Origin of the sequence: Streptomyces macrolidinus, assembly GCF_023887685.1 — a bacterium.
Taxonomy (GTDB): domain Bacteria; phylum Actinomycetota; class Actinomycetes; order Streptomycetales; family Streptomycetaceae; genus Streptomyces; species Streptomyces macrolidinus.
Genome location: NZ_JAMWMR010000017.1, coordinates 1 through 13,628 on the forward strand (window position 1 = coordinate 1; position 13,628 = coordinate 13,628).

10 protein-coding genes are annotated in these 13,628 nt (G+C 73.2%); 4 read left to right on the forward strand and 6 right to left on the reverse strand.

What is annotated here, in order from left to right; all coding sequences use genetic code 11:
- Window positions 1-88: 88 nt before the first annotated feature.
- Both NGF19_RS18995 and NGF19_RS19000 read right to left on the reverse strand, forming a co-directional pair.
- Entirely contained in the window at window positions 89-811 is a 723-nt protein-coding gene (locus NGF19_RS18995) for a 3'-5' exonuclease (protein ID WP_252426179.1), read from the reverse strand.
- Between the two features lie 101 nt (window positions 812-912).
- Window positions 913-2,151 (reverse strand): DUF5919 domain-containing protein, encoded by a 1,239-nt coding sequence (locus NGF19_RS19000; protein ID WP_252426181.1) that lies wholly within the window; start codon window positions 2,149-2,151, stop codon window positions 913-915.
- A 400-nt stretch (window positions 2,152-2,551) separates the two neighbouring features.
- Here NGF19_RS19000 and glgX point away from each other — a divergent pair, with 400 nt between their 5' ends.
- Both glgX and treY read left to right on the forward strand, forming a co-directional pair.
- Window positions 2,552-4,705 (forward strand): glycogen debranching protein GlgX, encoded by a 2,154-nt coding sequence (gene glgX / locus NGF19_RS19005; protein ID WP_252426182.1) that lies wholly within the window; start codon window positions 2,552-2,554, stop codon window positions 4,703-4,705.
- Between the two features lie 29 nt (window positions 4,706-4,734).
- Window positions 4,735-7,080 carry a malto-oligosyltrehalose synthase gene (gene treY, locus NGF19_RS19010; protein WP_252426302.1) on the forward strand — a complete coding sequence of 782 codons (2,346 nt, stop codon included), beginning with the start codon at window positions 4,735-4,737 and terminating at the stop codon, window positions 7,078-7,080.
- Window positions 7,081-7,115: 35 nt separating this feature from the next.
- Here the strand turns inward: treY and NGF19_RS19015 are convergent, their stop codons facing one another.
- Window positions 7,116-7,667: an FHA domain-containing protein gene (locus tag NGF19_RS19015; RefSeq protein ID WP_252426183.1), complete on the reverse strand. Its 552-nt coding sequence runs from the start codon at window positions 7,665-7,667 to the stop codon at window positions 7,116-7,118.
- A gap of 223 nt (window positions 7,668-7,890) precedes the next feature.
- On the opposite strand from NGF19_RS19015, the gene treZ reads away from it, so the two are divergent.
- Window positions 7,891-9,633: a malto-oligosyltrehalose trehalohydrolase gene (gene treZ / locus NGF19_RS19020; RefSeq protein ID WP_252426184.1), complete on the forward strand. Its 1,743-nt coding sequence runs from the start codon at window positions 7,891-7,893 to the stop codon at window positions 9,631-9,633.
- 20 nt (window positions 9,634-9,653) lie between these two features.
- Here treZ and NGF19_RS19025 read toward each other — a convergent pair whose 3' ends face one another.
- From NGF19_RS19025 to NGF19_RS19035, 3 genes are all read right to left on the reverse strand, one after another.
- Entirely contained in the window at window positions 9,654-10,592 is a 939-nt protein-coding gene (locus NGF19_RS19025) for an aminoglycoside phosphotransferase family protein (protein ID WP_252426185.1), read from the reverse strand.
- 19 nt (window positions 10,593-10,611) lie between these two features.
- Window positions 10,612-11,748 carry a M24 family metallopeptidase gene (locus NGF19_RS19030; protein ID WP_252426186.1) on the reverse strand — a complete coding sequence of 379 codons (1,137 nt, stop codon included), beginning with the start codon at window positions 11,746-11,748 and terminating at the stop codon, window positions 10,612-10,614.
- 100 nt (window positions 11,749-11,848) lie between these two features.
- Window positions 11,849-12,721: a LysR family transcriptional regulator gene (locus NGF19_RS19035; RefSeq protein WP_252426188.1), complete on the reverse strand. Its 873-nt coding sequence runs from the start codon at window positions 12,719-12,721 to the stop codon at window positions 11,849-11,851.
- 135 nt (window positions 12,722-12,856) lie between these two features.
- On the opposite strand from NGF19_RS19035, the gene NGF19_RS19040 reads away from it, so the two are divergent.
- Window positions 12,857-13,588, forward strand: a complete 732-nt coding sequence (locus tag NGF19_RS19040) for a CTP synthase C-terminal region-related (seleno)protein (RefSeq protein WP_252426189.1) — start codon at window positions 12,857-12,859, stop codon at window positions 13,586-13,588.
- The last annotated feature ends 40 nt before the right edge of the window (window positions 13,589-13,628 follow it).

Consider the following 13,628-nt stretch of genomic DNA (forward strand, 5'->3'; position numbering starts at 1 on the left):
GGGGGGGGGGGGGCGGCCCCGGCCCGTGGTCCCCCCTTCGCCCCCCCGCCCCCGCCAGTCCCCCGATCCCCTGATCCCCCGGCCCCCGTCAGGCCGTCCGCTCCACCGCCCGCCTCATCGGCCAGGCGCCGTCCACCACGGCGTCCGCGTCGCCCTTGCGGCGCAGGAAGCTCTGGAAGTCCGCCGCCCAGGCCGCGTACCACTCGATCTGACGGCGATGCAGCTCCGCCGGGCCGAGGGCCGCGACCTTCGGGTGGCGGCGCGCTATGGCCCCGGCGAGGCGGGCCGCGGCCAGGGCGTCCGCCCCGGCGTCATGCGCCTTCTCCCACTCGACCCCGTACTCCGCGCAGACCGCTTCGAGCGTGCGCTTGCCGCGGCGGTAGCGGTCGGCCCAGCGGTCGATCGTGTACGGATCGATGACGGGCGCGGGGTCCGTGCCGCCCAGGCGGTCGCGCAGGGACGGCAGGCCGTGCCGCCGCAACTCGGCGGAGAGCAGGGTCAGATCGAAGGCCGCGTTGTAGGCGACGACCGGGACGCCCGTCTTCCAGTACCCCACCAGGACCTCGGCGAGGGCGTCCGCGACCCGGTCGGCCGGGCTGCCCTCGGTGGTCGCGCGTTCATTGCTGATGCCATGGACCGCGACCGCCTCGTCCGGGATCGTGACGCCCGGGTCCGCCAGCCACTCGCGGCGTCCTCGCGGTCGGCCGTCCTCGACCTCGATCACCGCTCCCGTGACGATGCGCGCCTCGAACGGATCCGTCCCGGTCGTCTCCAGGTCGAAGCCGATCAGCAGCTCTTGGTGCCAGGCCATGGCGGCCCCCCTTCTCGGTGGTGCGTTCCCCCAGTGGCTTCCACCCTCGCATGCGCCACTGACAATCCGAGGATCGCGTTCCGCTCACCCCACCGGACAGTTCAGGACACCGGTCGCGAATCCGCCCACATCATCTCGAACTCCTCGCGGTAGGTCGGGAAGAGGCCGCCCTCGTCGATGTCCTGCGACCTGACCACCTTGCTGCCGCCGCGCAGCACCAGCACCGGCGCCTCCATGCCCCGGGTGCGCCGCAGATACGACTGCACGACCGCTATGCCGTCCGAGCCGTCCCCGTCGACCAGGTACGCGGTGAAGCGGGGGGTCTCGTCGAAGACCCGGATCTCGAAGGCGCCCGGATCGCGCAGCTTCGAGCGGACCCGGCGCATGTGCAGGATGTTCATCTCGACGGCGCGGCTCAGCTCGCCCTTCTTGATGCCCAGTTCCCGCTCACGCCGCTTGACCGCGCTGGAGGCGGGGTTGAGGAACAGCACGCGCACCCGGCAGCCCGACTCGGCCAGCCGCACCAGCCGGCGACCGGAGAAGTTCTGCACCAGCAGGTTGAGGCCTATGCCGACGGCGTCCAGGCGCCGGGAGCCGCCGAAGAGGTCCTCGGCGGGGAACTGCCGCAGCAGCCGTACCCGGTCGGGGTGGACGGCGACCACGTCCGCGTACCGGTCGCCCACCAGGTCCTCCACCGCGTCGACGGGCAGCCGCCGCGCGGAGGGCACATCGCTGCCCGCGCCGAGGATCTCCAGCAGCCGGGCCGAGGCGCGCTCGGCCTGGGCGAGGACGGCCTCCGACAGGGCCCGGTTGCGCGAGACCACGTTCCGGGTCACTTCCAGCTCGTCCAGGACGAGTTCGACATCGCGCCGCTCGTCGACGTACGGCTCGAAGCACGGCCAGTGCTGCACCATCAGCTCGCGCAGCTGCGGCAGGGTGAGGAAGCTCAGGACGTTGTCGTCGGCGGGGTCGAGCAGATAGCCCTTGCGGCGGCTGACCTCGCGTACCGCGACCGCGCGCTGCACCCACTCCTGACCGGCCGGACCGGCGGCGGCGACCACCCAGTCGTCGCCGTGGACGGGTTCGTAGACGGGGCGCAGGACCGCGGCCACGACGGCGCGCAGCCGCTGTTCGACGAGGTTCAGCCAGATGTAGGCCCGCCCCGCCCGCTGGGCGCGCGTGCGCACCTCGTGCCAGGCGTCGGCGTCCCAGTCCAGCTCCGGTCCGATGGAGCCCATGTCCATCGGCCGTGTCAGGGACACCGCCCCGGGCGGGACATCCGTGGAGTTCCCCTCATGACCCTCGCCACCAGGGGGCAGCTCCAGCCCTCCCGAGCCCACCCGCGCACCGCCTTCCGCTCCCCCGAGCCTCCCCAGGGGCTAGGGCCTCTCGTGTGGCACGCCCCAGCCAACGATCAAGGAAGGGTACTCCGGGATCGCCGCGCGGTGCAGCCGGATGGACAGGGTCGTTTCTCAACTCCCCGTCGACACAAGCGTGTTCCGGTTGACAGGGGCGGGCGAAGTGAGCGGATTCATAGCGTTGACGTCGTGTGAGGCGAGAGAGAAGCCCGGTGAGGGAGCGTCGCAGGGCTGTTCGGTCCGCGTCCCACGCGGGACGGCGACAACCCGCAGCCGTTCACCCCACAGAGCGATCCGGTGGATATCTGTTGACACGTCCATTCCGGGAGACTCGACGCCAGGACACCCCGCGAAGACCGGTGGACCTGGGAAGGTCTTCTCCATGCAGGTCTGGCCTGGAGAGGCGTATCCGCTCGGCGCCACCTATGACGGCGCCGGGACCAACTTCGCGGTCTTCTCGGAGGCCGCCGACCGGATCGAGCTGTGTCTGCTGCACGACGACGGCTCGGAGACGGCCGTGGAACTGCGGGAGAACGACGCGTTCGTACGGCACGCGTATCTGCCGGGGGTGATGCCGGGGCAGCGCTACGGCTTCCGGGTGCACGGCCCGTACGCTCCCGAGCGCGGGCTGCGCTGCAACGCGGCGAAGCTGCTGCTCGACCCGTACGCGCGTGCCGTCTGCGGCAGCGTGCGGTGGGGCGAGGAGGTGTACGGCTATCCCTTCGGGGCGCCCGAGAAGCGGAGCGATCTCGACTCGGCGGCGCACACCATGACGTCCGTGGTGATCAACCCGTACTTCGACTGGGGCGAGGACCGGCGACCACGCACCGAGTACCACCGCACGGTGATCTACGAGGCCCATGTGAAGGGCCTGACGATGCGTCACCCCGCGCTGCCCGGAGAGCTGCGCGGCACCTACGCGGCCCTCGCGCACCCGGCGGTCATCGAGCATCTGGCCGAACTCGGCGTCACCACACTGGAGCTGATGCCCGTACACCAGTTCGTCCACGACCACCGTCTGGTGGACATGGGCCTGAGCAACTACTGGGGCTACAACACCATCGGCTTCTTCGCGCCGCACAACGCGTACGCCTCCTGGGGCGAGCGCGGCCAGCAGGTCCTCGAGTTCAAGTCGGCCGTGCGGGCGCTGCACGAGGCGGGCATCGAGGTCATCCTGGACGTCGTCTACAACCACACCGCCGAGGGCAACCACCTGGGCCCCACGCTCTCCTTCCGCGGCCTGGACAACCCCTCGTACTACCGGCTGGCGGACGATCCGCGGTACTACACGGACACCACGGGCACCGGCAACTCCCTGCTGATGCGCTCCCCGCACGTCCTGCAGTTGATCATGGACTCGCTGCGCTACTGGGTCTCCGAGATGCATGTGGACGGCTTCCGCTTCGACCTGGCGGCGACCCTGGCGCGGCAGTTCCACGAGGTGGACCGGCTGTCGTCGTTCTTCGACCTGGTCCAGCAGGACCCGGTGGTCTCCCAGGTGAAGCTGATCGCCGAGCCGTGGGACGTGGGCGAGGGCGGCTACCAGGTGGGCAACTTCCCGCCGCTGTGGACCGAGTGGAACGGCAAGTACCGCGACACCGTGCGGGATCTGTGGCGCGGTGAGCCGCGCACGCTCGCGGAGTTCGCGTCCCGGCTGACGGGCTCCTCGGACCTCTACCAGGACGACGGGCGCCGCCCCCTGGCCTCCATCAACTTCGTGACCTGCCACGACGGCTTCACGCTGCACGACCTCGTCGCGTACGACACCAAGCACAACGAGGCCAACGGCGAGGACAACCGCGACGGCGAGAGCCACAACCGCTCCTGGAACTGCGGCGCCGAGGGCGAGAGCACCGACCCGGCGGTGCTGGAGCTGCGGGCGCGCCAGATGCGCAACTTCGTCGCCACACTGATGCTCTCCCAAGGGGTGCCGATGCTCAGCCACGGCGACGAGTTCGCGCGCACCCAGCGGGGCAACAACAACGCGTACTGCCAGGACAGCGAGGTGTCCTGGGTGGAGTGGCCGAAGGACGGCAGCGATCTGCTGGAGTTCACGCGCGCGATGGTGTGGCTGCGCCGCGACCACCCGGTCTTCCGCCGCCGCCGCTTCTTCCACGGCCCGTCGGCCGCGGGCGCGCGCGACGAGCTGTCCGACATCGTGTGGTTCACCCCGCGGGGCGCGGAGATGACCCCGCGGGACTGGACGTCGGCGCAGGTCGGCGCGTTGACCGTGTTCCTCAACGGCAGCGCGATCTCCGAGCCGGGCCCGCACGGGGAGCGGATCGTGGACGACTCGTTCCTGCTGCTGTTCAACGCCTCCCCGAAGACGCTGGAGTTCGTGGTACCGCTCGGGCTCGGAGGGCCGTGGCAGGTGGTCGCCGACACCGCGCTCGCGAAGGCGGTGGCGCCGGGCGCGGGCACGAAGGTCGCGGCCGGGGACCGGCTGACCCTGGTGGACCGGAGCCTGACGGTGCTGCAGCGACCGCCGGGCGCGGGAGACGGTTCTGGCGCGGAGCGGGTGCGGGGCGCCTCATGACCGTACGGAACGACCGTACGGGGCACGTCATGACCCCGGTGCGCTCCGACCGGGCCGTGCCCACGGCCACCTACCGGCTCCAGGTGCAGCCGCGGTTCCCGTTCGCGGCGGCGGAGGCGGCCGTGCCGTACCTGGCCGGGCTGGGTGTCTCGCATCTGCATCTGTCCCCCGTCCTGGAGGCCGTGCCGGGCTCGGCCCACGGGTACGACGTCGTCGACCCCGCGCGTGTGCGCGCCGAGTTGGGCGGCGAGGCGGGGCTGCGCTCCCTGGCCCGCACCTCGCGCGAGCACGGCCTCGGCCTGGTCGTGGACATCGTCCCGAACCACATGGCGCTCTCGCCGCGCCACAACCGCGCCCTGTGGGAGGTGCTGCGCGAGGGCCCGGCGTCGCCGTACGCGCGCTGGTTCGACATCGACTGGGACGCGGGGGGCGGCCGGGTGCTGCTGCCGGTGCTGGGGCAGCGGCTCGGCGAGGAGCTGGGGGAGCTGACGGTCGACGGGGCCGTACTGCGCTGTCACGACCAGGTGTTCCCGCTGCGCGAGGGCACCGAGTCGCTGCCGCTGCCACGGCTGCTCGACGCCCAGTGGTACCGCCTGGCGTGGTGGCGGCTGGCCCGTACGGAGCTCAACTACCGGCGGTTCTTCACCATCTCCGACCTCATCGGGGTGCGCGTCGAGGACCCGGAGGTCTTCGCAGCGACGCACGGCACGCTGCTGCGGCTCGTCGAGGAGGGCGTGATCGACGGGCTGCGGGTGGACCATCCGGACGGCCTCGCCGACCCGGACGCGTATCTGTGCCGTCTGCACGAGGCCACCGGGGGCCGTTGGACGGTGGTCGAGAAGATCCTTGCGGCGGACGAGCGGCTGCCCGCGAGCTGGCCGGTCGCGGGCACCACCGGCTACGACGCGCTGCGCCGGGTGGACGGGCTCTTCATCGACCCGGCGGGCGCCGAGGAACTGCTCGACCTCTACCGGCGGTTTGCGGCACCGCCCGACGACGAGGGCGGCGCGTGGGCCCCGACGGTGCGCCGGGCCGCGTACCGGGTCGTCACGCACGAGCTGGCCGCCGAGACGGACCGCCTCACGCGCGTGGCGAGCCGGGTGTGCGCCGAGGACCCCGCCCTGCGCGACCACGCCCCGTGGGCGCTGCGCACCGCACTGCGGGAACTCCTCGTCCGGCTGGAGGTCTACCGTCCGTACGCCTCCACGGACGCCGCCGCGGTGGTCACCGAGCAGGCCGCCGCCGAGGCCCGTACCGCCTTCACGGTGCCCGAGGAGGCGCACGCGGTGGACGTCGTACGGGATCTGGTGCTGGGGCGGGCCGAGGACGGCCCCGGACACGCGGAGTTCCGGGCCCGGTTCGCGCAGACGGCGTCGGCGCTGCGCGCCAAGTCCGTGGAGGACACGGCGTTCTACCGCTATGTGCCGCTGCTGTCGGCGAACGAGGTGGGCGGCGATCCCGGAGCTCCGGCCGTGAGCGCCGAGGACTTCCACGCGTACTGCGCGCGCGTGCAGCGCGACTGGCCCGCCACCGGCACCGCCCTGTCGACGCACGACACGAAGCGCAGCGCGGACGTACGCGCGGCGATCTCGGTGCTCACACAGGCCCCCGACCGCTGGGCCGACGTGCTGGCCGAGGTGACCCGCGCGGGCCACGTGGCGCCCGGAGCGCAAATGGTGTGGGCCGGGTGGCAGACGTTCTTCGGACTGGGGCGGGCGGACGCGGAGCGCGTTCAGGGGGCACTGCTCAAGCACGTCCGCGAGGCGGGGCTGCGCACCTCGTGGACCGAGCAGGATCCCGCGTACGAGGAGGCCGTGGCGGCGTTCGTCGCGGGCGGTCCGTGCGGGGCGCCGGGACGGCTGGTGACGGGGTTCCGTGACACGCTGGCGCCGCACATCCGCGCCAACGTCCTGGGGGCCGCCCTGATCCATCTGACGATGCCGGGCGTGCCGGACGTCTACCAGGGCACGGAGGGCGAGTACCGGGCGCTGGTCGACCCGGACAACCGAGCCCCGTTCGCACCGCAGACCCGCGCCTCCGGCAAGCTGGATCTCACCAGGGCGGCCCTGCGACTGCGCCGGCGACGCCCGGAGGTCTTCGGCACGTCGGCGACGTACACGCCACTGTCCGCCGAGGGACCGGGCGCCGCGCACTGTGTGGCGTTCGTACGCTCCGGCCAGGCGCTCACGGCGGTCACGCGACTGTCGCTGCGTCTGGCGGAGGCGGGCGGCTGGCGCGACACCTCTCTCCCGCTGCCACCGGGCCGCTGGACCGACGCGCTCGCCCCTGACCGGGAGTTCGAGGGCCGCACACGCGTGAGCGACCTGTTCGCCCGGCTACCGGTGGCCCTGCTGGAGCGGGCCGACGGGGAGTGAGGGGCGGGGCAGCCGGGCAGAGCGTCGTCGTCGGGCTACTCCGTCGCCAGGCGGAACGTCATGTCTCCGAAGCCCACCTGGTCGCCGTCGCGGACGACCGCCGCGCCGATCACGCGGCGGCCGTTGACCGTCGTGCCGTTGGTCGAGCCGAGGTCGCGCAGCACCCACAGGCCGCCCTGGTGGGTCAGTTCGGCGTGCACGCGGGAGACCGTGTCATGGCTGAGTCTGAGGCCGCTGGCGGGGTCACGGCCTATCCGCAGCGGGTGCGGGCTGGCGGGGTGCGGCAGCAGCAGCTTGGGCAGCCGCTCGGCCCGCCAGGCCCTGCGCAGCCGTACGGTGAACCCCGACACCGCCTCGACGCTCCCGAAGACGATCCGGGACCAGCGCTTCTCGGGCGGCAGGTCCGCGGTGAGCGCGACCAGTTCATGCGGCTGACGGGCGGCCAGCGCCAACTCCATGCGCCGCATGAACGTCTCGTGCGACAGACGCCCGAGGGCGACGCCGTCACGGAGCACCTTCAGCGCCCTGTCACGCTCGGCGTCCGACAGCCGCGCGGGGTACGTATGGAACTCGAAGGACGACGTCACACAGGTGATTGTGGGTCAGAGCGGGTGGAGGTGTCCAGAAAACGGAGGGGCGGCACTTGGGGCTGTGCGCTTGCATCGGTGTGTCAACGGGGAAGGTTCCCCCGGGAATTGATCTCCTGTGACCCACGAGGGATCCACGGGATCGCCATGGGCGGACACACATGTGCAGACACACATGAGCGGTCACCTGGCAGTCACATGAGCAGACAAGGGGGAACTGTCCGTGCAGTTCGAGGTGTGGGCGCCGCAGGCCGCCCGGGTGACGCTCCACTGCGGTGGCGCCACGCGCGCGTTGGAACGCGATCCGGAACGCGCGGGGTGGTGGACCGGTACGGCGGAGGCCGAGGACGGCACCCGGTACGGATTCGCCCTGGACGACGGCCCCGTGCTGCCCGACCCGCGCTCGCGTCGCCAGCCGGACGGCCCCGACGGGCTCAGCGCGGTCGTCGACCAGGGGCGGTACCCCTGGCGTGCCGCGTGGTCGGGGCGGGCGCTGCCGGGCGCGGTGCTGTACGAGCTGCACGTGGGGACGTACACGCGCGAGGGCACGCTGGACGCGGCCACCGAGCGGCTCGGGCATCTGGCGGACCTGGGCGTCACGCACGTCGAGTTGTTGCCGTTGTGTCCGTTCCCGGGCCGTCATGGCTGGGGGTACGACGGCGTGTCCCTGTGGGCGGTGCACGAGCCGTACGGCGGGCCCGAGGCGCTGAAGCGATTCGTCGACCGCGCCCATGAACTCGGCCTCGGTGTCGTCCTGGACGTGGTGCACAACCATCTCGGCCCCTCGGGCAACCATCTCCCGGCGTTCGGACCGTACTTCACCGATACGTATCGCACCCCCTGGGGCGCCGCCGTGAACCTCGACGGGCCGGGCTCGGACGAGGTACGCGCGTATCTCGTCGGCAGCGCGCTGGCCTGGCTGCGCGACTACCGGCTCGACGGGCTGCGACTGGACGCGGTGCACGCGCTGCGCGACACGCGCGCGATCCACTTCCTGGAGGAACTGTCGCAGGCGGTGGACGCGTTGGCGGCCGAGGTGGACCGACCGCTGTTCCTGATCGCCGAGTCGGACCTGGGCGACCCGCGTGTCATCACCCCGCGCGCGCAGTCGGGTCTCGGCGTGCACGCGCAGTGGAACGACGACTTCCACCACGCCCTGCACACGGCGCTCACCGGCGAATCGCAGGGCTACTACGGGGACTTCGCGCGCGCCCCCTTCGCGGCCCTCGCCAAGACCCTGACCGGCGGCTTCTTCCACGACGGCAGCTACTCGACGTTCCGGGGCCGCCATCACGGCCGCCCGCTGGACCGTACCCGTGTCCCCGCGCACCGGCTGCTCGGCTACGCCCAGACCCATGACCAGATCGGCAACCGCGCGCAGGGCGACCGGCTCGCCGCGTCTCTCTCCCCGGGGCTGCTGGCGTGCGCGGCGGCGCTGGTGCTCACCGCCCCGTTCACACCGATGCTGTTCATGGGCGAGGAGTGGGCCGCGGGAACCCCCTGGCAGTTCTTCACCGACCACACCGATCCCGGCGTCGCCGACGCCGTACGGCACGGCAGGCGCCGGGAGTTCGCGGCGCACGGCTGGGCGGAGGAGGACGTGCCCGACCCGCAGGACCCGGCGACACGCGCGCGTTCCTGCCTCGACTGGTCCGAGCCGGAACGCGCCCCGCACGCGCGCGTGCTGGCCTGGTACCGCGAGCTGATCGCCCTGCGCCACGCCCAGCCGGACCTCTCCGGACCCGACCTCGCGGACGTGAAGGTCGCCTACGGCGAGGACGCCCGCTGGTTCGCCTTCCGCCGCGGGGACGTACGGGTCGCCGTGAACCTCTCCCGGCGACCGGCCCGCATCCCGCTCGGCGTCCACGCGCGCGTGCTGGCCGCGTGGGAGCCGGTGGCGCCTCCGGGCGAGGACGGGGTGTTGAACCTGCCGGGCGAGTCGTGCGTGGTGCTGACGCAGGCGTGACAGGAGCGCGCCCACCGCTTCTACGGCGTGTCGTCGTCCGGCAGTTCGGCGAGCCGCTCCAGCAGGATCGCCTCCCAGGCGCGCCGCGACCGCTCGCGCAGGACCGGGAGCGGGGTGCGGTCGCGGCCCTCGAGCCCGTCGGCGAGGCGGACGAGCGTGTCGCAGCGGGCGAGCCACAGGCCGCGCAGGCAGGGGCGGGCGCCGTACCCGGCGAGGGTGGCGGCGCGTACGGCGGCGGGCGCGCCGAGGGCGACGGCGAGTTGGGCGATGTCCTCGGCCGGGTCGCCGACGATCGCGTCGGTCCAGCCGAGCACACCGCGCACGCGTCCGTCGCCGCTCACCACGAGATGGTCGCCGCGGAGGCTGTGGTGCACCAGGACGGAAGCGCCGGGCTGCGTCGCGAGCTGGCGGGCGGCGGGCGCGGTGAACTGGGCGAGCCGGACGGGGTCGAACTCGTCCGCCTCGGCGAGGCGTCCGGCGGCGCGCGCGGCGTCCGTCCGCAGGGTCTCCAGGGAGCGGGGCGGCACGCGCGGGACGCCGAGCGCCTCGGCCTGTCGTACGGGCACCTCGCGCAGCCCGGCGAGCAGCGCCGCGAGGTCCGTCTCGCCGACCGCCGAGACGCTCCGGCCCTCGCCCGCGGCGCCGGGCAGCCGGGTGTCGAGGGTATAGCCGAGGCCCTCGGCCCACTCTCCGCGCGCGACGCTCGTCGGGGCCGCGATCCGGACGTGGGACCGCACCAGGGCGCGCAGCCGCAGTTCGCGGCGCTGGCGCCCGGTGGCGTCGCGGTCGGTGGCCAGGCGCAGCACATGGCTCGTGCCGACCCACCAGGTGGAGAGGGGGCCACCGCCCCCGCCGACGGGCGACACGGCCGGTCCGTCGCCCTCGCCTCCGCCGTCGTGGAGGTGGGAGCGGGCGAGTCGCCGTACCGTCTCCGCCGTGGGTGTCGGTGCCTGGTTCATGAGCGTGCCGTCGGCCCGGTCAGTCGACCAACGCCAGCTCGCGGGCCGTGGTGTTGAGGCGGCGTCCGCCGTCGTCGGTCACCGTCACGATGTCCTCGATACGGACGCCGAAGCGGCCCGGCAGATAGATGCCGGGCTCCACGGAGAAGCACATGCCGGGGACGAGGGGCTGTTCCTCACCCTCGATCATGTAGGGCGGCTCGTGGGTGGTGACGCCGATGCCGTGCCCGGTGCGGTGGATGAAGTACTCGCCGTATCCGGCGTCGGCGATGACCGCGCGGGCCGCCCGGTCCACGTCCTGGCAGGCCGCGCCCGGCCTGACCGCCCGGCAGCCCGCCTCCTGGGCCGCGTGCACCAGCTCGTGCACCCTGCGCTCCTCGTCGGTCGGTTCGCCGACGTGGACCGTGCGGGAGGTGTCCGAACCGTAGCCGTGCTTGAGGCCACCGAAGTCGAGGACGACCATGTCACCGCGCTCGATGACGCGCTCGCCCGCCTCGTGGTGCGGGTTGGCGCCGTTGGGGCCCGAGGCGACGATGGTGAAGTCGACCTGCTCGTGCCCGAACTGCCGCAGCAGACCGGCGAGATCCGCGGCGACCTCGCGCTCGCGGCGTCCGCCGAAGGAGACCTTCCGGATCTCCTCGTACGTCGCGTCCGCCGCCGCGCCGGCGGCCGCGAGCCGGTCGAGTTCCGCGGCGTCCTTGACGGCCCGCAGCATCGGGAGCGCGCGGGTGAGGGCGATGTGGCCGCTGTCCGGGAGCCGGTCGCGCAGGCCGAGCAGATGCAGGGCCCAGGCGTTGTCGCTGATGCCGTAGCGGCCGGTGGAGTCGAGCAGGGAGCCGGCCGCCTGGTACGGGTCCTGGCCGTCGGTCCAGTCGCGCAGGGTCAGCGCGGGCGCGCCGACCGCCGCGGCGGCGTCGGGGGCCTCCAGGGTCGGTACGACGAGGACGGGGTCCTGCCCGGCCCGCAGCACCAGAAGGGTGAGCCGCTCGGTCTCGACCGGCCGGTATCCCGTCAGCCACACCAGGTCGGGTCCGGGCGCGATCAGCAGCCCGTCGAGCCCGGCCCCGGCCGCGCTCTCGGCGGCACGCCGCATCCGGGCCGCGTAGTCCTCGGCGGTGAAGCGCACGGGTCCGTCGTCGTCGGGCAGCGCGGTCATCCATGTCCTCCACAGGTCGAGCAAGCCGGGTTCTCCGGGCAGCATCCTGCCCCGCGACGGGGGCCGACGCGAGCCCATTGCCGGGGCGGGGTGCTGGTGGTCAGTCCTTCGCGTGGCTCAGCAAGCGCTTCGCCAGTGTCGCTGCCGCGCCGCGCAGGGGGGTGCCGTGGATCAGTTCCGTGCGGTGGACCACGCGTGGGGCGGTGAGGGGGACGGCGGTGGTGCCAGGGAGGGCGGTTGCCGTCGAGCGGGGCAGGAGGGTCAGGCCGTGGCCGGTGGTGGCCAGGGCGATGAGGGTACGCAGGTCGGTGCCGTCGTAGCGCAGGGCCGGGGTGAAGCCGGCGGCGCCGGTCGCGGCGCGCAGGTGGGCGAGGGGCAGGCCCGCGTCGGGGGCGTCCAGCCAGCGGGCGTCCGCGAGGTCGGCGAGTCGGAGCCCCGCGCGTGCGGCGAGCGGATGGGTCTCGGGCAGGAGCACGCACACGGGCTCCTCTCCCGCGCCCTCGGTCGTCAGCGGCGCCACGTCGGGCAGCCGCAGCGGATCGCTGGGCGCGGCCAGTCCGTCGATCAGGCCCAGGTCCGCGCCGCCCGTGGCGACCATGGCCGGGATCCGCTCGCGCGCGAGCACCCGCAGCGTCACGCCCGCGGCGGGCAGGGCGGCGAGGACGCGCGGCCCGAGCGCGGTGGGCGTCGCCGCGAGGCTCACCCCGAGAGGCGGCGCGGCCACGATCCGGGCCACGTCGGCCCGCGCCGCCTCCAGGCGCAGCAGCAGCGGTCCGGCGTGCTCCAGCAGCCGTTCGCCCGCCGCGGTGGGCGCGACCGGGCGCCGGGTCAGCAGCGGTGCGCCGAGGTCCTGCTCCAGTGCGGCGATGTGCTGCGACACCGCGGACTGGGTGTAGCCGAGTTCCCGCGCGGCCTCCGAGAAGGAGGCGAGCCGGGCCACGGTGACGTACGTCCGCAGGAGATGTGGGTCCATTGCCTTTCAGCAGCCTTCCTTCGTCCCAGCCGACCTCCTATCGGCTCATGACATCAGGGTGACATTAGCGCTGCTTATCGAATCACCATGAATCATCGTTGGACGTGAATCACGGGGTGCGTCGAGCATGGGGGCATGACAGACACCGCCTCGCACACCGCCCGTCTCGCCCTGGTGGGCGACCGTTCCCCCACCGTCGTCTCGCACAGCCGTATCCCTCGCCTGCTCGCGGCGCTCGTCGAGCGGGACCGGCTCGTCCTCGACGCGTACTGGATCCCGTCCGAGGAGGCGGGGGACGAGGACGTGGTGCGCGGGTTCGACGCGGTGTGGGTCGTGCCGGGCAGCCCCTACCGCAGCGAGGCGGGTGTCCTCGCCGCGGTAGGGGCTGCCCGCGAGCACGGCATCCCGTTCCTCGGTACGTGCGGCGGCTTCCAGCACACCTTGCTGGAGTACGCCCGTACGGTCTGCGGTCTGACCCGGGTCGCCCACGCCGAGAACGACCCCGATGCCGACGACCCGCTCATCGAACCGCTCGCCTGCTCCCTGCTCGGCCACGAGGCCGCGGTCCGTGTCGAGCCGGACTCGCTGGCCCGGTCGGTGATCGGCGCCGAGCGGACCGTCGAGCAGTACTTCTGCGCGTACGGCCCCACCCGGCACCTCGACGCGCTGCGCGCGCACGGGCTGCGGTTCAGTGGTCACGACGAGGACGGTGCCGTCCGGGTAGCCGAACTCCCCGGCCATCCCTTCTTCCTGGCCACCCTCTTCCAGCCGGAGCTGGCGGGCGACGGCTCGCGCCCGCACCCGATCGTCCGGGCGCTGGCGCGAGCCGCGGTGGAGCACGCGGGCGAGCGGGCGCGGCTCCGCTGAACCTCCGAAGGCCGAATGAACCTCCGATGGCCGAACCGCC